The sequence below is a fragment of the Winogradskyella sp. PC-19 genome, assembly GCF_002163855.1.
In the GTDB taxonomy this organism is placed as follows: domain Bacteria; phylum Bacteroidota; class Bacteroidia; order Flavobacteriales; family Flavobacteriaceae; genus Winogradskyella.
Window position 1 is genome coordinate 2,073,070 of the sequence record NZ_CP019332.1, and the last position, 20,007, is coordinate 2,093,076.

Annotated in this window: 12 protein-coding genes; 4 read left to right on the forward strand and 8 right to left on the reverse strand. The window is 33.5% G+C overall.

The features are described from left to right. Positions 1-24 precede the first annotated feature (24 nt). Positions 25-2,886 carry a TonB-dependent receptor gene (locus BTO05_RS09490; protein WP_087492438.1) on the reverse strand — a complete coding sequence of 954 codons (2,862 nt, stop codon included), beginning with the start codon at positions 2,884-2,886 and terminating at the stop codon, positions 25-27. A 136-nt stretch (positions 2,887-3,022) separates the two neighbouring features. Here BTO05_RS09490 and BTO05_RS09495 point away from each other — a divergent pair, with 136 nt between their 5' ends. Beyond that, the gene (locus BTO05_RS09495) at positions 3,023-4,084 is read left to right on the forward strand and encodes an endonuclease (RefSeq protein WP_087492439.1); all 1,062 of its coding nucleotides are present in this window, start codon (positions 3,023-3,025) and stop codon (positions 4,082-4,084) included. A gap of 67 nt (positions 4,085-4,151) precedes the next feature. On the opposite strand, the gene BTO05_RS09500 is transcribed toward BTO05_RS09495, so the two are convergent. Genes BTO05_RS09500 through BTO05_RS09525 form a run of 6 tightly spaced genes read right to left on the reverse strand, consistent with a single transcriptional unit; the run spans position 4,152 to position 14,222 of the window. Beyond that, positions 4,152-4,613: a hypothetical protein gene (locus BTO05_RS09500; RefSeq protein ID WP_087492440.1), complete on the reverse strand. Its 462-nt coding sequence runs from the start codon at positions 4,611-4,613 to the stop codon at positions 4,152-4,154. A gap of 25 nt (positions 4,614-4,638) precedes the next feature. Then, the gene (locus tag BTO05_RS09505; protein WP_087492441.1) at positions 4,639-5,064 is read right to left on the reverse strand and encodes a hypothetical protein; all 426 of its coding nucleotides are present in this window, start codon (positions 5,062-5,064) and stop codon (positions 4,639-4,641) included. 55 nt (positions 5,065-5,119) lie between these two features. Continuing rightward, positions 5,120-7,420 (reverse strand): penicillin-binding protein 1C, encoded by a 2,301-nt coding sequence (gene pbpC, locus BTO05_RS09510; protein WP_087493327.1) that lies wholly within the window; start codon positions 7,418-7,420, stop codon positions 5,120-5,122. A 50-nt stretch (positions 7,421-7,470) separates the two neighbouring features. After that, the gene (locus BTO05_RS09515; RefSeq protein WP_087493328.1) at positions 7,471-7,779 is read right to left on the reverse strand and encodes an antibiotic biosynthesis monooxygenase family protein; all 309 of its coding nucleotides are present in this window, start codon (positions 7,777-7,779) and stop codon (positions 7,471-7,473) included. A gap of 5 nt (positions 7,780-7,784) precedes the next feature. Beyond that, a complete protein-coding gene (locus BTO05_RS09520) occupies positions 7,785-13,358 on the reverse strand; it encodes an alpha-2-macroglobulin family protein (RefSeq protein WP_087492442.1) in 5,574 nt (1,857 codons plus the stop codon). Positions 13,359-13,400: 42 nt separating this feature from the next. After that, a complete protein-coding gene (locus BTO05_RS09525; protein WP_087492443.1) occupies positions 13,401-14,222 on the reverse strand; it encodes an SH3 domain-containing protein in 822 nt (273 codons plus the stop codon). A 236-nt stretch (positions 14,223-14,458) separates the two neighbouring features. Here BTO05_RS09525 and BTO05_RS09530 point away from each other — a divergent pair, with 236 nt between their 5' ends. The 3 genes from BTO05_RS09530 to BTO05_RS09540 all read left to right on the forward strand — a co-directional run bounded on the left by BTO05_RS09530 (position 14,459) and on the right by BTO05_RS09540 (position 18,679). After that, positions 14,459-16,012, forward strand: a complete 1,554-nt coding sequence (locus BTO05_RS09530) for an aldehyde dehydrogenase family protein (protein WP_087492444.1) — start codon at positions 14,459-14,461, stop codon at positions 16,010-16,012. A gap of 109 nt (positions 16,013-16,121) precedes the next feature. After that, complete coding sequence (locus BTO05_RS09535; RefSeq protein WP_087492445.1) at positions 16,122-17,489, forward strand: DUF1800 family protein; 1,368 nt, start codon at positions 16,122-16,124, stop codon at positions 17,487-17,489. A 2-nt stretch (positions 17,490-17,491) separates the two neighbouring features. Then, on the forward strand, positions 17,492-18,679 hold the full coding sequence (locus BTO05_RS09540) for a DUF1501 domain-containing protein (RefSeq protein WP_087492446.1): 1,188 nt from the start codon (positions 17,492-17,494) through the stop codon (positions 18,677-18,679). Positions 18,680-18,869: 190 nt separating this feature from the next. On the opposite strand, the gene BTO05_RS09545 is transcribed toward BTO05_RS09540, so the two are convergent. Beyond that, positions 18,870-20,003: an ATP-binding protein gene (locus tag BTO05_RS09545; protein WP_087492447.1), complete on the reverse strand. Its 1,134-nt coding sequence runs from the start codon at positions 20,001-20,003 to the stop codon at positions 18,870-18,872. Positions 20,004-20,007: the final 4 nt, after the last annotated feature.

The following is a 20,007-nucleotide window of genomic DNA, read 5'->3' on the forward strand; positions in this document are numbered from 1 at the left end:
TATATTTTATTTTTCTTTTTTCAATTAAAATCTTACGTACATATTAAAATAGTACGTTGTGCCATTTCCGAAGAAGTAACGTGAACCAAAAACAGGGCCATTATCTCTAGATTTATCATCTCTTATCCGTCTAAAGTTAGCTAATCTTGATTGTTCAAAACCACCCGTTCTATATTGTTGATTAAATACATTATTAATAGTAGCAAAGAAACCAATGAAATAGTCATTAATTTTCCACGATTTACCACCAATTATGTTAACTAGCATATAATCATCAAATTGTTCTTGCTTTAATAACTCTTTCGCTAAAATAGGGTCATAGTCATTAAATGTATTACCATCAAAGTCTGACGTAAAGTTAGCAGATCTTGCTAAGTTACTTACATCTATATACGCATTTGAAAAGAAGTTTGTTGTAAGTCCAAAATTCCAATAATCAGGATCTCTATATTCAAAACCTAATTGGAAAGCACGCTCTGGTCCACCTGCGACATGCACATCTTTAAGATTTGTTGTACCATCACCAAAAGTCAATGGGCCATTAATATCTACACTTGTCAAATATAAATTTGGATTATTCTGAAATGTATATTGTCCTACCGAAGCAGCACCTTTTAATTTAATTGTCGGGGTTACTTGTGCTTCAACACCTAATTCAACACCAACGTGACGTCTTTCAACATTAGTTAGTATTTCTTGAACAAAAGCATCACCATTATCAACTCCTAATCCAGCTAAGTCTTCTGTAAAATAGAATCCAATATCTGTTCCGTTTTCAAATCCTGAATAAAAACCAGTAACTCTCGCTTTTAATATTGGAGATCTGTAAATATAACTTACGTCAACAGATTTGATGTCTTCGCTATCTAAACCAATAACTGAAGCATTTGTTTGACGTGCATTACTGTAAGAACTTCTGATTCCTGGTGCTTTAGAAAACATACTACCGTTAACATCAACAAGATGTTTTCCTGTAATTTTATATGTAAATCCGGCCTTCACACCATAGTTAGTAAAATCTAATTCATCACCTTTACCAAACGAACCATTGTTTCCACCACCTTGGAAGTTTCCATTCTCATAAAGTCCATTTCTTTGGTAGCTAGTTTTGGATAAGTTAGCACCTAAATAAAAATCTATTTTATTGTACTTAAATTGTGCTTGAGCGAATGCACTAGCAACAGTGGCGTTTAATTCGTAATTGTATTTGTAACGGTCACCTTCTCTTACTATTCGGTTTGGATTACGCAAATCACTCTGAGCAACTTCTTCAAGAGTTGCACCGGCAGTATTTGGAGTTTCTTCTGCAAAGAAATCTACATCTAAATATCCAGTACCACCTAATAAATCTTCGATACGTGCATAGTTTTGACTATTTAGACTTCTGTAGTTTAAAGCTGCGTTTAAACGAATATTGTCTGCTAAGTCGGCATCTAGAATAGTATTGAAACTTAATTGCTTGTCTTCAATCACGTCCGATTGAATAGCATATAATGAGTTGCCTCCTTGATTTCTCAAAGTTGCATTGGCTTCATAAAGTTGGTTCCAATTTAACTGACCATCATTTACGAAAGCCTCTTGTGCAACAAATGCTTGTTGGTAATCAAATGCCGTTGGGTTAGCGTCTTGTAAAAAGAAACTAGGTAAGTTTTGATAATATTCAGGAGTTGGGTTACGTGCACCACCAATATAAACACTTTCGTTGCCTATAGTTACTAGTCTTGTACCGCCATTATCAATACGTGTATTTGCAATTTCTCCGAATTGGTAAGCCACATTTGTGTTTAAACGTACCTTGTCAGAGATATCCCAAAAGTGGTTAAGCATTAATATTGGTTCTTCAATTTCTCTAATCCTAGAGTTACGTTGTTCACCATTTAATTCTCCCCAAAAAGGGTTATATTCTCTTCCTTTTAAATCAAAAACTTCTTGCGTGATTGCCGTAGAACGACCACGTCTGTTTTGAGCATAAATCCCTGTGAAGTTAATACTGTGTTTCTCGTTAATACGTTTTTCAACGGCAGCAAAAAATGAGTTAGAGTCATAAAGTGTACCATCTACAAAACCTTCATCGCCAAAACGTCTAGATGCAAGAACAGAATAAGACCATCCATTTTTTACTAAACCAGAACTATAACTTGCCATAACTCTACCGGTATAACTTCTATTTGCAGAAGCATAAGATATACGGCCACCTTTACGGTATTTAGAGGCGCGCATTACAATATTATTTGTACCTGCAAGATCACCAAAATTGTAATCATTTGCAGACATACCCATTGTAAATTCTTGATTACGCTGTACATCATTTAAGCCACCCCAGTTTCCCCATTGTGGGCGACCGTTGAATTGTTTGTTCATTTCAATACCATTGATAAGAACTTTACCATTGGCATTATCTAAACCTCTTGGTCTAAAAAATGTTGCACTAAAATCAAAAGCTGCAGCGCTTAAAAAAACATCTCTAGAGGCCTGTAAAAGACCAGAAATATTATCTGTAAGCCCATCGTCTTCACTATTTAAGTTGTCATCAGAGATAGAAATGGTGTACAAATCTTTCTTGTCTGTCGGGTCATAATCCATAGTCATTCCTGAAATGTCAACAGTTTGACCTTCATTAACAACAATAGGATAACGCTTTGTTTCGTAACCCACTTTTTCAATTTTAAGCATTTGTTCTCCCAAGGGAACATTTGATGAAAAGCTGAATTCACCTTTTGCATCTGTAATCATACTTAATTCTGTACCTTCAATAGTTACAGTAACATCAGGAATAGGTTCTCCTGTTGTTCCGTCCAAAACGCTACCTTTTACAAGTGTTTGCTGTGCAAAACTTGAAAGAGAAAAAGCTATTCCAAACAGAAATAATAAAAAACTTTTTTTCATACTTAATTTAATATGGTTTTAATTTAAGAAAGCCTTAACAATATTTTAAAGGCGCACAAAGTTACATTATTTATCGAATTTACATACTTTTGGCATCTAAATTGCTTTAAGCTTTACAATTAGATAATATATACAAATGAGACCAGTAAAACTACTTTTAATATTAATTACACTTTCTTTAACAATAGGCACTTTTGCTCAAGGAGAAAAACGTTTTAAGATTCACACTATAGCTTTCTATAATTTAGAGAATCTATTTGATACTATCAATGACCCCTTAAAGTTTGATGAGGCAAGTCCAATGATGGAGATGGAAGCGTCTAACAGAGGCGAAGTTTACAAAAAGAAGGTGAAAGGTATGGCACGTGTAATTGCAGATATTGGACGTGACCAAAGTAAAAACTCTCCAGCTATTATCGGTGTATGTGAAATTGAAAATCGTAAAGTTTTAGAAGACATAGTAAACGATCCATTATTACTTGGTAAAGATTACGGTATTATTCATATTGATGGCCCAGATGCAAGAAGTATTGATGTAGCGTTATTATATCAGAAAGCATTGTTTCAGCCGATAGATACAAGTTCTCACGAGTTAAAAATTTATGATGACAAAACACGTAAACGAAAATATACAAGAGACCAGTTATTAGTTAGTGGAAAATTAGATGGAGACTTAATACATTTAATAGTCAACCACTGGCCGTCTAGAAGTGGTGGCGAAGCTCGAAGCAGACCAAAACGTGTTGCAGCAGCAAAACTAAATAAACGCATAATAGATTCCTTACAGTCTAATGATCCGTACGCAAAGATTTTTACAATGGGAGATCTTAATGACGATCCTACAAACGAAAGTGTAAAAAAGGTACTTAAAGCAAAATCTAAACAAGGCAGAGTAGGTTTAAAAGGTATTTATAATCCTTTTGAAACGATGTTTAAAGACAAGGGTTATGGTACCACTGCATACCGAGATGCATGGAGTTTATTTGACCAAATAATGGTAACAAAACCATTATTAGAAAAAGATTACTCCTCTTTTATGTTCTACAAAGCAGGAATTTATAACAAGCAATACTTAACAAACAAACGTGGTCGATACAAAGGTTATCCATTTCGTAGTTTTGCTGATGGTGGATACACAGGTGGTTTTAGTGATCACTTTCCGGTTTATGTGTATGTTATAAAAGAGGTTGAGGAATAAGATTCTTTTAGTTTGAAACATTGAAAAGGCTTCAAAATTAATTGAAGCCTTTTTTATTTTGTAAGCTTTATTTATTTAGAAATTTATCAATCCGCCTTTTATTTTCTTGTTGTAATAAAGAAGGATATAAATTCATTAAAACATTAGGAATCATTATTGAAATTGCAAATACTAAACTTACACTAAAGGATTTATAGATGGCAAAAACTGTAACAAAAACGAATCCGATTAAATGACTTATTTCGGAGAGTGTCATTTCATGTCGTAGGTCTATAAAATCTACTTTTTTGTTTTCTATTTTAAGCTTCTGATTAAAAAACCTAAAAAAAGTGTTTTTCACAATCCATTTAAAGTATGTGATTCCGATTGCTTTATTCAAGCTTTTACTTCTAATAAAATTTAAGTTTGATAGTTTTTTATAATACTCTGTTTTCATAAGAATGCTGTTTATTATCATTCCGACTATCCATGAAATAAATGACATTGATATTCCAAAGACAAAACCTAATATTACGTGTTTTGTAATCATATCTTAGAACTGCGACTAAGATATTTTAAAACCAAAGATTCCAAGGAATCATATATAAAACTAATGCAAGAGCTATTGAGTAGAAAATAGCGAGCATCTTAAATTTTGGTTTTGATACTAATTTCTTTTTATGTTTGGAATACCCAATTGTTACCAAAGCAACAGCTATTAGCATTGTTGTTGGATGCTCAATAGCTAACTTTCTTACAGCATCATTTTTCATGACTTCTCCAACACTTAACTCGTCAAAATACCCTTTGGTAAACCATAATACGATACCAATTAGCAACTGAATGTGCATTGTGATTAATGCAAAAAGCGAAATTCTAAAATCTTTAGGGTTAAATTCTTTACCTCCAAAAAATTTTAAAAGAGCATTGAATGTGGCTAGAACTAAAACTAAAAGCACTAAATAAGCCCAATAAGAATGTATAAACTGAACAACTTCCATACGTATATAATTAATTTAGATAAGCAAAAATACACATTTAGAAGCGTACAAGTAATTATTCCGAAATAGTTATTTTATGCTTTAATTCGTTTCCGAGCTCATCTACTACAGTAATAACATGTTCACCAGGTTGAGGTAAGATAGCTATATCATGAATGTCTTTTGTAGCGCCAACATATTTAGTATCAACATACCAGAAGAGTTTTAATTCAGGTTTTGAGTGTGCTACTTTTAAGATTAAGTCGTTGGTGTTTCCATTAAAATCTTTAGGTAAAAAAATAGTGCTTTGTTGACTAGGATAGATAAATTCCATCGATGCTAAAGAAGATTCTACACAATCATTTCTAAAAGCAGGTAGTGCTTTATAAAATGGGTTTTTTGATTTGTAATAATAGGCTTGCAAAGGCGGTAGTGAAAACCAAGCCTTAGCTTTAATATTTGAAATATCTTCACAAGAAGAATTGACTTGATAACGCCCAGAAGTATCTAAATGAATTAATTTATGGTATGGACAAGGTGCTGTTTTTTGCCCACTAATCTGAATAAATTCTGAAGATACATCATCACAAACTGAAGACGCTCGATAACCACTTTTTTTGCAAATTTCGACTTCTAGCATTTCATCATATGGTTTTGCAAACCAATCACTTTTTGGCAATACGTTATAGATGTCAAATAGAATTGGTGCCGCAGTTTGTACGCCGACCAAACCTGGACGACCTTCGCCATCAGCGTTGCCAACCCAAACGCCAACAACATAATCTGAAGTTGTACCAATCGCCCAAGCATCTCTAAAACCAAAACTAGTTCCTGTTTTCCAAGCAATGTCTTGAGAAGAATCATAAAACTCCCAACTGTCATCATCTTCAGGTCTGTTAACTTGTTTCATACTTTCAAAAGTGAGATACGTTGACGCCGCATCAAAGATTGTTTTCTCGTTAGAGAGCTTTCCGAAATCAACAGGCGTTGTATCAGTGATAATTGGTTCAGTAAACTCATCAGTATAATATTGACTACTGTTTTCATTAAAATGATTTAATGTTGATGCCATTGCCGCATAGCTTTTGCATAAGTCCCAAAGATTACTCTCAGCACCGCCCAATACCAAAGACAAACCATAATGATTGGCATTATATTTTAAATCTTTAAGCTCTAGTTGTTTTAAATATTGATAAAATCGATCTAGCCCAAAATCTTTTAGCATTCTAACAGCAGGAACATTTAATGAGCGTGACAAAGCTTTATTGGCAGAAACTGCACCATCATATTCTTTATTGAAGTTTTCTGGTTGGTAACTCCCAAATTGTGTTGGTATATCTGGCACCAAAGTATTCGGTAGTAAATCACCTGCATCTAGCATCGATGCAAATAAAAAGGGTTTTAAAATACTACCTGTACTTCTAGGCTTGTCAATTATGTCTACCTGATTTTGATGCGCATTGTCTGTTGGCGAATTACCAATGTAAGTCAAAACCTTACGAGATTTTACATCCAAAACTAAAACAGAAATATTATAAATTTCATTTTGTTTTAATTGATTATAATGCTGTTTGACTATTGTATTTGATTGTTCTTGTAATGCAACATTTAAGGTTGTTTTTATGCGTTTGCCTTTTTGTTTTTTTGCAATTTTCTGAAGTAAATGCGGTGCAACTTGAGGCAATGGATAGGGTTTTTGAGGTAAACCCTCAGAAATTGCTAATTGGTATGTGAGCTTATCGATTGTACCGCTATCAAATAATTTCTTTAGTAACCGATTCCGTTTTTTAAGTAAGCGTTCTTGGTTTTTTCCAGGATAAATAAGGCTTGGTGCATTTGGTAAAACTGCTAGTGTTGCACTTTCTGCCCAAGATAAATCCGAAGCATTTCTATTAAAATAGCGCCAAGAAGCTGCATCAATACCTACCACATTTCCGCCAAAAGGTGCATGACTTACATAAAGGTTTAGTATGTCTTCTTTTGAAAGTTTAAATTCTAGCCGAGTTGCTAAAACCAATTCTTTTAATTTTTCTAAATAGGTACGTTTCTGTCCTTTTCTAGATAAACGAATGACTTGTTGCGTAATGGTGCTTCCACCACGTTTTACTTTACCAGAACTAATATTTTGCTTTAATGCTTTGAAAATTGAGATTGGATTAAAGCCTGGATGATTGTAAAAATAATCGTCTTCAAACTGAAGAATACAGGTTTTAAATTTCTCAGGAATACTATCCGTTTGTGGAAATCGCCATTGCCCGTCATCGGCTATCAATGCACCAATTAATTTATTAGAATTATTAGTGATTACTGTTGCTGTTGGGTCTTTAAAGAGTTGTTTGGGCAAGCAGAAGTAATACGCAATCAAAGTAATAGCCATGATTGCGCTTTTTATTTTATTGCGTTTTATGTAGCGTATTAACTTCAAGATTATTTTTCAAAATCATATTCTCGTTCTACTTTACAAATTCTGACCTTATACCAGTTATACCATAATTCCCGCCCTTTTTGTTGTGCAAATAAATGCTCTGTATTAGCTTTCCATTTTTTTATAACGTCTAAATTTTCCCAGTAACTAACTGTTATTGCAACTGAACTTCTAGCGCTTTCAATACCTAAAAAACCATCTTGTTTTTTTGCTAATGCTTCCATTTGGTCTGCCATTTCAGAATAGCCTTCAACGGTTTCTGTTTGCATTGAGGTAAAAATGACTGCGTAGTAAGATTTTTGATTATTCATAACTATTATTTTTCTACTGTAACCCAACGTCCTTTATTTCTAACCAAATAGTCATTGTCATACATGGCTTCAGCTTGTGTTCCAGGTAAATAGTAGGTTCCTAAATAAGATGCATTTAATAAAACAGTAAATGTTTTAGTTCCATTTTTACCACGACGATTCATATCAAAATAGAAATTAACGCGATCATCCCTAATATCAGTATATCTTGCTTGACTCACGGTTGTATCTCCAAAATCTGTAAATCTAGTATTCACAATATCCCAACCTGAAGGGAAAATTTGAGTCAAAGCTACATCTTTTACAATTTCATTATTTAAATTAGAAATGCTAACATTAGCCACAAAATCCTGACCTTGTTGTAATTTTGAAACATCTATTTTGTTGCCTTGTAGGTCTTTGTAAATTGTAGAAATTGAGAAACCTCGTTTTACGGAAAGCTCTTCTCCAAGTTTCAACTTACCAGAATTTAAAACCCGTACATAAACTAAGTTGCCGTCTTTGTTTTCAATATTGATTTTATTTAAACCATCTATAACCGGGATTTCTCGTTGCGCAATACCGTTTTTAGTATTTATAGTTTCGGATTTTCCATTTACAGAATAACTTAGATTTAAATCTTTACCACCATTTTTAGATATGAGTTTACCTATAGATAGTAAACTATAAGCTGTTGTCTGCGTACTCATCCAATCGTCACTAGATAATGATTTTCCGATAGCTTTGGCTAAATCAACTGCTTTTGGGTTGTCTATAATTAGCATTGTTTCTAGTGCCATAGCACGATTTCTATTTAAAGAGCCATACGTGTAATAGTTAGATTTTGGAGGCTGAAAATCAATATTTGCTGTTTTTGAAATAGCAGCACTAGCTTCTTTTTGTCCCGCTAAAGCATAAGCTGCAGCTAATCGCCATTTGGCTTCATTAGAAATTTTTGTAAACTCTCTAAGTCTATTCATACTGGCTAAATCTGGACTACCAGCTAAAGCTAACGTGTATAGCCTGTAGGCTTGTGCTAAGTCACTATTGTAATTTCTATAGCTTGGTCTCCAATTTCTAGCAGCTTGTTTTTGATAAGCTAACCAATTGCTCTTAAAAGTAAGCGGAAGGACAAACCCCTTTTTCTCAGCTTCTATCATGAAATGACCAGAATAACTTGTACCCCAATCATTGGCTGTGTTTTCGCCAATCCAATAACTCATGCCACCATTTGGTTGTTGAAAATGTGATAAGCGATTGATACCATTTTCGATATTAGACTGGATTTCTTTTTTCTTTTTTGAGTCTAAATCAAAGATATCTGCTAAGAATAATTGCGGGAACACACTCGATGTGGTTTGCTCTACACAACCATGAGGATAGCGAATAAGATACGCTATGCGCTTTGTAAAATCCATTGGAGGCAGCGTCGAAAACTCGACCGTTGCTGTGTTTGTTCCTGGTACCCCAAATGTTGTAAATGAAACGTTTTGTGTCGCATTAGCCTGCAACTCGTTATCAATAATTTTTGATGATATTGGATTCGGATTTTCGACATCAATCTCGACTTTGTAAGTGGATTTTTCGCCATGACCAGAAGCGATAACTTCAATTGTATTTATGCCTTTAGCTTTAGAAACATCCAATTCAAAATACGCCATCTTTTCATCCGGATTATCAAATTTAAGAGTTTGTAATTTATTTCCTTTTACGGTTACACCATCACTTAATTTTACCTCTAAGTTGACGTTTTTTATTTTATTTTCCATTGCAAAAACTGTAACAGGTAATGTGACCTTTTCTCCTGGACTTAATTTGCGAGGTAAGGTTGCTAAAACCATTAAAGGTTGTTTTACAGGAACAGTCTTTTCTGCATTTCCATAAGATTCATTGGCGTTATCACCAGCTATCACCATAGTGCGAACTGAGCCTACATAATTTGGCATTTTAAGTTGATGTATTTTAGTTTCCTCAGCGTCTAAAATAAAAGGTCCTAAATAGGTAACAACAGGTTTAAAGCGATTTGCTTTTTTGTTTTTTCCTTTAGCAGCACTACCATCACCACCAATCGCAAATACTTGGTCAATGCTACCTGAATAAGCACCAATGACATCATGGAAAATATCCCATGTTTTCACGCCAAGAGCTTCACGAGAATAAAAACTATCCCAGACATTAGGTGTTTTAAAACGCGTTAAGTCTAGTAAACCTTCTTCGACAACAGCTATAGTATATGTCATCGGCTTTGCGTTCTTTTCTGAAACTTTTATTTCGTAGGAGGTTTCAGGTCTAATTTTATTTGGCATTGAAATCTCAGGTGTTATTCGTGTTTCAGGATTTTCAACCAACATCAGAATCACACCATATAATCGAATAGGTAAATCATTTGAGGTTACATCGTGTGGTTGCAATAACGAGATATTAATAAACACATTTGGTGCCATAGCTTCCGTTATAGGAATATCTATTGTTGTCTCACCAGGTTTGGTCTCAACCCATTGATAATCTACAACTTCAGTACCATTTTCAATACTTACTAATGCGCGACCTTCACTTCCTGAAGGAAACGTTAGTTTTGCTGTTTCACCAACATTATAGTTGTCTTTATCAGTTGAAAAAACGAGCATTTTCGCTGCGTCCTTATCTGATGATGGCGCACTTTGCCACCAATTTTTATAGAAATATGCAGTGCGACCAGTTGCATGACCACTTTTTGGATCAAGAATTCGGATTAAATATCGACCTCGTTGGTTATCTGGTATGTTAAGCTTAAAATTAGCCTTACCATTTTTATCGGTGTTAATATTAAATTGCTTAACAGGTCTGTGATAACTACTAGAGACATAGCTCGCCAAATCGTCGTAAGACGAATTCCACCACCAACGCCATTCGACTTTATAGACTTTGACTTCAAGATTTTTACGCTCAAGAGGTTTTCCGTCAGAAGTTAGTGTTGCAATATCAAACGTGTGATTTTCATCTGTAAAATAAGAACCATAGTTATTACCTTCAGGAGATTGAAGACCAACAAAACTTTCGTAAGGTGCATATGGTACCGTAAACGCATCGAGTGAAAAATCACCACCATTTTCGAAAGCTCTCACTAGGAATTGTGCATTAAGCATACCTGGTGCATTTTTTCCGATATTGAGTTTACTATTAATTTTCGTATTGCCTTTTGCATCTAAATTGCCTTCAAAAACTATAGTTTCTTCACTTGTAAAATTTCGAGTTGGGTCATTGAAGACGTAATTTTTATAGCCTTTAAAACTTGTTCTTTTTGTTGCGAATTTGGCCTTAACTTCAGCTTTAATATTTTTAGCTGGTGCGCCATGTAACCAAGCTACATTTAGGTCACCTTTAAGCGGTGTACTGTTGGTGAGAATCTTGTCTTCAAAATCTATTTTAATTTTCAGACGATTAGGCTTAACAGTTTCAATTTTAAGTGTTTTGCTAAATGTGGCACCACCAACTGAAACCTTAGCGTAATAGTTTCCTGTTTTATAATCTTGCGAAGTAGGAACAGTAAAGTTGTAGAAATGATTTACATTATCAATAGATACATGACGATGTACCAATTTGCCGACTGGATCTGTAATTTCTAGTTTAACAGGATGTCTATTTGGTAGTTTATTGGCTTTGTCATTAAGTACAAAAGTTAGAAATAAACTATCTCCTGGTCGCCAAACGCCACGCTCGCCATAAATGTAGCCTTTAAGTCCTCGTTGTAAACTTTTTCCGGAAACATCAAACTTAGAAAGTGATAAAGAATTGCCGTCTAAAAGTTTTACATAGCTAGTACTCTGTCCTTTAGCTACGATAGCAAAAGTAGCACGTTTATCGGTTTCAATTTCTGTAATACCCTCAATATTTGTTAACCCTTTTACAAGTAGTTGCTGTTGAAAATTATAAAGGCTAATACTAACACCAGCTTCTGGCTCAGTATTTAAAATGTTAGTAACTGCAAATAAGTATTTATTGGCATTCCCTTTTTTTGCAATGACTCCTAGGTTAGAACCAATTAGGTTTTGAGCAACTACACGATTTGAATAATTGTAATAGGAATCTGTACATGGATTATCTTTATCTCTCCAGCGGTAATTGGTATTTCTATAATTATAAGTAATGTTGTCCCAGTATTCTTCTTCTAAGCGATTCTGTTCTTCTTCTGAATTATTATCAGAAGCATAGTAGTCGTCTTCGTAATAATCCTCGTAATAATCGTCTTCTTCAGAAGATTCTGAAGATGAATTTGCTTCACAGTCATATAAGGAATAGTCTTTTGTGAAACTTAATTCTACACGATAGATAGCGCCAATATCAGCTGTGAAATAGTTTGACAAATCAATACTGTAAGCTTTCCACTTTCCAGTGTTTTGGACTGTGTCTTCAATTAATGTAATTGTTTGTTTTGCGATGCGCCTACCAACATTTTTAATCCCATATTGGTTATTACTATTAATGTTATTGGTTTGCAAAAATTGAAGCACATTATCTTCAAAAATCTTAATAACGCGTACATCAACTTTACTTAAGTTGACAGCTTCAAAGTTGAATTTTAGTTCCTTTGAATTAGGAAGAATTGTTCCATTACTTAACAGACGTACTTGAGGTTTTAAAGACTCGAAAGTCAAGCGCTCTGAGAGGCTGTTTTTTAATTTAAAGCCTTCTGTATTAATTATTCCGGTAAAGATATCGACTTGTATGTCACCTACTAATTTTGTGTCTGGATATACTTTAAGGACATTACCATCAACTACATATTTAGGATTTTTAGCTTTTTGAACACTCACCAATCCTGAAAAATTTTGCTGTTTCTTTAATGGGTCTGAAAAATTAATCGACAAGTATTGTTCAGGTGATTGATGCACTTCAGTATTAGTAATTATAAAATTGTTTTTCCCAGGAATACTAATTGAGTTTTCACCTTCATTATCTGCGTCAATAGCATCACCGTCCCATTTTATGTCGACTTGACTATCTTCTACAAAACGCTGTACACTGTCTATTTTAAATTCAAAATATTTTGAAATCTCATTGGCTTCATTCCAAACAAGCTTTAAGCCATTTCCCTTTTGAGATGCGGAAACTAATTTTTTTGCATCCTCTAGTTTGATGACATCTGCAGTTCTTAAATACCCTAAAACGTATTGCCATTCTTTGTTATATGATTGTAAATCGGCAGTATTTATATTAAAACTTGGGGTAATTGTTTTAAACTGAAATGTATACGATTTATACTCTTTAGAACTATTTTTAAAAATATCACCTATGTTAACTGTAACAGAATATTCTTTATCACTTTCTAAAATTTCGTCTGGTGTAAAAAGAAGTGTTGTTTTATTTAAAGCTTGTAATTTTCCTTGTACGTAGGGTTTTAGTTTTACTAAATCTGTATCTAAGTCTTGCCCAATTTCCCATGCTTCAACTTCATCTGCGAGCATAATTTTAATAGGCTCTGCTACAGAGACTCTTCCTGTTGTCGTATAGCTTATATAATCTCTAAACTTAAAGATGTTGTCAGTTTCCGTTGATTTCTCTTTACAAGAGAATGCCATAAAAAAGATGGTAAAAAGAGCAAAGACTTTATTGATGTTCATGATTTAGAATATTAATGTGATACAGTTATATAATATATGTTACTAGCTCTTTAAAGGTAATTCAAAGATTACAATTTTTTCTGTCTTGTAGCCATCAATATCTGTCATGATAACTTTGAGTTCAATTTGACTTGGTGTTATATGTGACCAAACTTGTTTTTTATTTTTTAAATAAGTGTTCAAATTAGCTTTATCTATGGTTCCAAATCGTTTTTGGTCTTTTTCAGAAAATGCAATTGTTTTAAAGATGTTACCATTAGAAAATAATAGCTTTAAAGGTTTCCAACTCGATGTATAATGTTGGAAATCTGAAATCTGGGTTTCTCCTTTCTCAGAGGTTACTACTATGCTATTTTTGTAGCGTTGGAATACCTGTATGGTTCTATAATTTTCATGGTGTTTAACCTTAAGATATCTGTCTTCGGGAGACTTGTCTTTTTTCATTTTAAATAAAGTCGCTGCGTCATTATCTACAGATATATTCTGTAATTCGGTATCTGCATTGAGTTTATCTATAAAAACAGTAAACGCATCAAAAGGTATTTTAAGTGGGCGTTCTATTTTTTCTTTGGTTAAATAGCCGTTAAAAACATAGGCGTCTTCAAAATATTCGCCAACTGCAGGGCCTTTTATTTTAACCCATTCGCCAGTTACTTTTTTCTTTTTGTCTTTTACATCTAATGATAAATCGGTGTACTCAATAATTTCTACGGGTGTACCATAATCTAATATACCGACTTTGGTGGCGCCTTGATTTGGTTGTTCTCTTATTACTAATCCGTTTTCTGCTGAAACGTATTGGATGTCTTGGGCTTGTGCTATGCTAGCCGCAAAGCAAACCACTGCTAAAATTCTTAAAAACATAATATTTTTGGATTTTAATTAATACTGATTCTCATCGTGTATGAGAATTCCTTAAAATCAAGATGTAGGCCTATTCTTGTTAATATAGTTACGTTACTATTTTAACATTTAGATTTTAGCCTGTTGTTAAACTGTTCTTAAATTTTATTAATCTATATCAAAAGAGAAGACCGTTTTAAAACAACAATTTATTATTATCTTCGCGAAAAATAATCAGACTAAAAAATCAATATAATATGGGAACAGTAGCTACTGATTTCGGAATAAAGGAAGCGCTTGAGCAATTGGGTGTAAAAGCTGTAAATGAAGGAACGTCTACAGGTTCTGATAATTTCTCTAATGGAGATATAATTGAATCATATTCGCCAGTAGATGGTCAACTTATTGGAAAAGTAAAAACAACGACAAGAGCAGATTACGACAAAGTAATGGACGCTGCTACCAAAGCATTTTTATCATGGAGAGATGTACCTGCACCAGTTCGTGGAGAAGTGGTACGTCAGTTTGGTAATAAACTAAGAGATTTAAAAGAGCCATTAGGAAAACTAGTGTCTTATGAAATGGGAAAATCTCTGCAAGAAGGTTATGGTGAGGTTCAAGAAATGATTGATATCTGCGATTTTGCTGTTGGTTTATCACGTCAGTTGAATGGGCAGACTATTCCGTCTGAAAGACCAGGACACGTTATGAGAGAGCAATGGCATCCAATTGGTGTTGTTGGTATTATCTCAGCGTTTAACTTTCCTGTAGCCGTTTGGGCTTGGAACACTGCTTTAGCTTGGATTTGTGGTGATGTTTGTGTTTGGAAAGGTTCTGAAAAAGCACCTTTATGTTCAATAGCTTGTCAAAATATTATTGCTGAAGTTTTAAAAGAAAACAACTATCCAGAAGGTATTTCTTGTATCGTTAATGGCGATTATAAAGTTGGAGAATATATGACGACAGACACTAGGATACCTTTAGTATCTGCAACAGGTTCTACCAGAATGGGACGTGTTGTTGGTGCAACAGTAGCAGAGCGTTTTGGTAAATCTCTTTTAGAATTAGGCGGTAATAATGCTATTATCATTACACCATCTGCTGATTTAAAAGTGGTTGTTCCGGGAGCTGTATTTGGTGCTGTCGGTACTTGTGGTCAACGTTGTACGTCAACACGTCGTTTAATTATCCACGAATCGGTTTATGATAAAGTACGCGATGCTATTGTTGGTGCATACGGACAATTAACAATTGGTAATCCTTTAGATGAAACCAATCACATCGGTCCATTGATAGATAAAGATGCTGTAAATACCTATTTGTCAGCTATTGAAAAAGCAAAAGCCGAAGGAGGAAACGTTTTAGTTGAAGGTGGTGTTTTAGAAGGCGAAGGTTATGAATCTGGATGCTATGTTAAACCAGCAATCATAGAAGCAGAAAATCATTTTGAAATTGTACAACACGAAACATTCGCTCCAATCCTATATTTAATGAAATATTCTGGAGAGGTAGAAAATGCTATTGCAAAACAAAACGGTGTAGCACAAGGATTATCTTCGGCTATAATGACTAACGAAATGAAAGAAGCCGAAAAATTCTTATCATACGCAGGTTCTGATTGTGGAATTGCAAATGTAAACATAGGTACATCTGGTGCCGAAATCGGTGGTGCCTTCGGTGGTGAAAAAGAAACAGGTGGTGGACGTGAGTCTGGTTCTGATGCTTGGAAAGTTTATATGCGACGACAAACAAATACTGTAAATTATTCTGACGAATTGCCATTGGCGCAAGGGATTAAGTTTGATTTGTAGAAAACATTTAAAATAGAAAACAAGAAAAACCGTTTCAGAAATGAAGCGGTTTTTTTATGCTCCAAAAAAGGAGAATTAAACCTTAAGCTATTAATACAGTCCAAATAAAATGAAGCAGGAACATATAAAGCATTTGTATTGGCGAGCTGGTTTTGGAGTTAAGCCAATAGATTTAGTAGAGAAATCTAATATTTCTAGACGTGAAGTTATAGATGGTTTATTTCGGGCAAGTCAAGAATGGGAGCCTTTAAAAATTGATTTAACGGAATTTGAAAATATAGATTTCAAGACTCTAAAACGTAACCCGAAATTAGCAAAAGAAATACGTCAAAAAAGTCGAAAGCGTATACTTGATTTAAATATAGCTTGGATTGATAAATTGGTTTTGTCAGAGAATGTATTACGAGAAAGAATGACATTGTTTTGGGCTAACCATTTTGTTTGTGGTGATAAAAATGTAGTACATATACAGCAATATAACAACACATTGCGATTACACGCGCTTGGAGATTTTAGAACTTTTGTAAAAGCTATTTCTAAAGAAGTAGCTATGATAAAATATCTTAATCTACGGCAGAATAAAAAGGCAGAGCCAAATGAGAATTTTGCTCGAGAATTGATGGAGCTTTTCACATTAGGTAGAGGTAATTATACAGAAAAAGACATAAAAGAAAGCGCAAGAGCTTTTACTGGATATAGTCAGAATTTCAAAGGAGAATATATTTTTAGAAAGTTCTTACATGACTATGGGCAAAAAGTGTTTTTAGGTAAAACAGGTAATTTTAATGGAGATGATATTATAGATATCATTTTAGAACAACGTCAATGTGCAAAATTTATCTGTAATAAAGTGTATAGCTACTTTGTGAATGAAACCACCAACGAATTTCATGTTGAGTCAATGACAGACGTATTCTATAAGGATTATAATATCGAAAAATTAATGCGCTTTGTATTTACTCAAGATTGGTTTTATGATGCTAAAAATATGGGCTCTAAAATAAAATCACCTATAGATTTCTTGGTGGGTTTATCTAAAACTGTCCCTGTAAAATATAATAATAGAAAAGCATTAATTAAGCTTCAAAAACTATTAGGACAAACCTTATTTGACCCGCCAAATGTTGCAGGATGGAAAGGACATAAAACATGGATAGATGCCAATACTATTATGGTGCGATTAAAATTGGCTTCAATTTTATTAAATGGAGGAATGATAGCTTTAGATGATGAAAAAGACCAAATGAGGCGTCAATTTTTTGAGAAAAACAAAAGAAAGCTCCCAATAAAAACAACTCCAGATTGGTATACTTTTTTGTCTGAATATAAAACTATTCCTAGTGAAGACTTATCATCAGTTTTATTAAGCGGGATTATAAACAAAGGAACTCAATCGCATATAGAGTCGATGAATAAAAGTTCAAAACAAAAGTTTTGTATTCAGCTTATGTCATTACCAGAATATCAAATGTATTAGTTATGGAAAGAAGAGATTTTTTAAAGAATTCGGCATTGGCAAGTAGCTTATTTTTTGTTCCAAATTTTGTGAGAGCATTTGAAGATTTTGACGCTAAATCAATTGGCTATAAACGCTTGGTGATTATTCAATTATCAGGAGGAAATGATGGACTGAATACGATTATTCCTTACACTAATGATCTGTATTATAAGGCCAGGCCGCGATTAGCAATGAAGGAAAATATTATTAAAATTACTGATGATTTAGGTCTTCATCCAAGTCTAAAACCTTTACAAAGTCTTTATGATAGTGGAGAATTATCTGTTATAAATAATGTAGGATATCCAAACCCTGTTCGTTCTCACTTTAGGTCGATGGATATTTGGCAATCTGGCAGTTCTAGTGACGAATATTTACAAAGCGGTTGGATTGGACGTTTTTTAGATAAGCACGGAAAACAACCTTACAATGCTATCGAGCTTGATGAAACATTAAGTTTGGCACTTAAAGGCGAACACTTTAGCGGTATAGCTACAAATGATTATCAAACCTTATATAAAACAGCACGTGACCCATATTTTCAAAAGGTCTTAAATCATTATAATGACCAGCATTTATCAGAGCATAACTTAGGATATCTTTATAAAAATATGATAGATGCTAAGTCGTCTGCTAAATATATTTACGAAAAAACCCAAGTAAAATTATCACAAGAAGATTACCCGCAAAATGCCTTAGCAAAGCAGTTAAAAAATACGGCACAGTTTATCAATTCTGGTTTAGAAACTAAAGTTTTTTATAATGCTTTAGATGGTTTTGATACACACGCCAATCAGCAAAATCAACAAAAAAGATTATTGTCAATCTATTCAGAATCTTTATCAGCTTTTATAAAAGATTTAAAACGAAACGGAACTTTTGAAGACACGTTAATTCTGACTTTTTCTGAATTTGGAAGACGTGTAAAACAGAATGCTGCTAATGGCACTGATCATGGTTCAGCAAACAATGTATTTGTCGTTGGTAAGAATTTAAAAACTGCTGGGATTTATAATAACCTATCATCGCTATCTGATTTAGATGATAACGGCGATTTAAAATTTACAATAGATTTTAGACAAGTTTACGCTACTATTATTGAAAATTGGTTAGGGACAACTACTGATGGGATTATTAGTATGCCTCAAGAAAAACTGAATTTTATTTAAAATAAAAACCTTACCTCAATGCCAAAACGTTGTTGGGAGAAGTAAGGTTATATATGTTGTTGCTTTAATAGCTTTGTAAAGTTAATAAGACATCACTGAAATTCAGATTATTACGGACTAATTACATAAAAATTAGAGCATTAGTTTTTGTTGGCAAAAAAAATCGATGAACGTACCTTTCTACTTTAATCTAATTGTATTTTACTTTTCTTAAAATACGTATTGTCAACTTGTACTCATCGTAAATAGCTTTGCTATAGGACTTTAAAAGTGGTTTGGCTTCTTCTAATTTATCTATTGCATTTTCAAAATCATTTAGATAACAAATAAGATAGGTAGCGGGTAGATTTTTCAAGTCATTAGTTTGACTTGGATTTAATGATAAGCCCTTTTTTAATTTTTCTAGTAAAACGTTGTTAGAGTTGTAAATGTGATGCAAGACCTTTTTATCAAATTGAGGTGCTTCAAATAGTAGCCTAGTCTCAATAGTGTAGTTACCATTATGTCCAAAATCTATAACCGTTTCTTCTAGTTTGTAATATTTGTCATTATCGTTGAAACCTAGCTTAACATATTCAACAATAGTAAAGTAGTTGTCAGTATAAGAAATGGATACTTCATCTAAAGCCGAATAAAAAAGTCGTTTTTGCTCGTTTATTAACTCAATATCTACTCGCGAAAAAAAGATTTCGTCTTTGACTTCTTTTTTTTGTCCAGCCCAGCATAACACAAAATATTCTTTAAATACTTTATAATTTGGATTAAAGTCTTCACGTTTTTTCATGAAGTCAAAAACACCATCTAATGTTAATTCAATATTGTTTAAAGCATGGTTTTCTATAGCTGAGACAATTTCAGAATTCACATCTTTAATTTCGATATCAAAAACCTTTGGCATACTCATGCTACCGTCTCTAAAAAAGACAGCACCGCCATAATATTTCCAAATGTTTTTCCGAAGAGATGTTAATCCTTTATTGGCTCTAATAGTTACTAAGCCAACAACTTTATCATCTGGTAAATGAGGAAAAGGAATATTCTCATATTGTACAATTGGCGGATTAGCGAGATAAGCATTAATCAAATTTTGAATTTTGCTATCATCAAAAAAATCTACTCCAATAATGGTATTGTCAGCATCATCTACCCCAATAACGATATATGAGTTGTTTTTGGGATTACTGTTTGAAAGCGCACAAATGTGCTTAAGAAATTTGGCTTTTCCTTCTTTGTAACTAAGATTAAGTTTTCGCTTTTTGTCATAAAAACTATTCTCGTCATTGTGTGCGAGTAGGTTTTTTATTAAAAGACGTTTATTAATCAAAACA

What these genes read in the sequence shown, in the direction of transcription:
- BTO05_RS09490 (WP_087492438.1), bottom strand. Translation starts at nt 2,886, where the DNA reads ATGAAAAAAAGTTTTTTATTATTTCTGTTTGGAATAGCTTTTTCTCTT.
- BTO05_RS09495 (WP_087492439.1), top strand. Translation starts at nt 3,023, where the DNA reads ATGAGACCAGTAAAACTACTTTTAATATTAATTACACTTTCTTTAACA.
- BTO05_RS09500 (WP_087492440.1), bottom strand. Translation starts at nt 4,613, where the DNA reads ATGATTACAAAACACGTAATATTAGGTTTTGTCTTTGGAATATCAATG.
- BTO05_RS09505 (WP_087492441.1), bottom strand. Translation starts at nt 5,064, where the DNA reads ATGGAAGTTGTTCAGTTTATACATTCTTATTGGGCTTATTTAGTGCTT.
- pbpC (WP_087493327.1), bottom strand. Translation starts at nt 7,420, where the DNA reads ATGGCTATTACTTTGATTGCGTATTACTTCTGCTTGCCCAAACAACTC.
- BTO05_RS09515 (WP_087493328.1), bottom strand. Translation starts at nt 7,779, where the DNA reads ATGAATAATCAAAAATCTTACTACGCAGTCATTTTTACCTCAATGCAA.
- BTO05_RS09520 (WP_087492442.1), bottom strand. Translation starts at nt 13,358, where the DNA reads ATGAACATCAATAAAGTCTTTGCTCTTTTTACCATCTTTTTTATGGCA.
- BTO05_RS09525 (WP_087492443.1), bottom strand. Translation starts at nt 14,222, where the DNA reads ATGTTTTTAAGAATTTTAGCAGTGGTTTGCTTTGCGGCTAGCATAGCA.
- BTO05_RS09530 (WP_087492444.1), top strand. Translation starts at nt 14,459, where the DNA reads ATGGGAACAGTAGCTACTGATTTCGGAATAAAGGAAGCGCTTGAGCAA.
- BTO05_RS09535 (WP_087492445.1), top strand. Translation starts at nt 16,122, where the DNA reads ATGAAGCAGGAACATATAAAGCATTTGTATTGGCGAGCTGGTTTTGGA.
- BTO05_RS09540 (WP_087492446.1), top strand. Translation starts at nt 17,492, where the DNA reads ATGGAAAGAAGAGATTTTTTAAAGAATTCGGCATTGGCAAGTAGCTTA.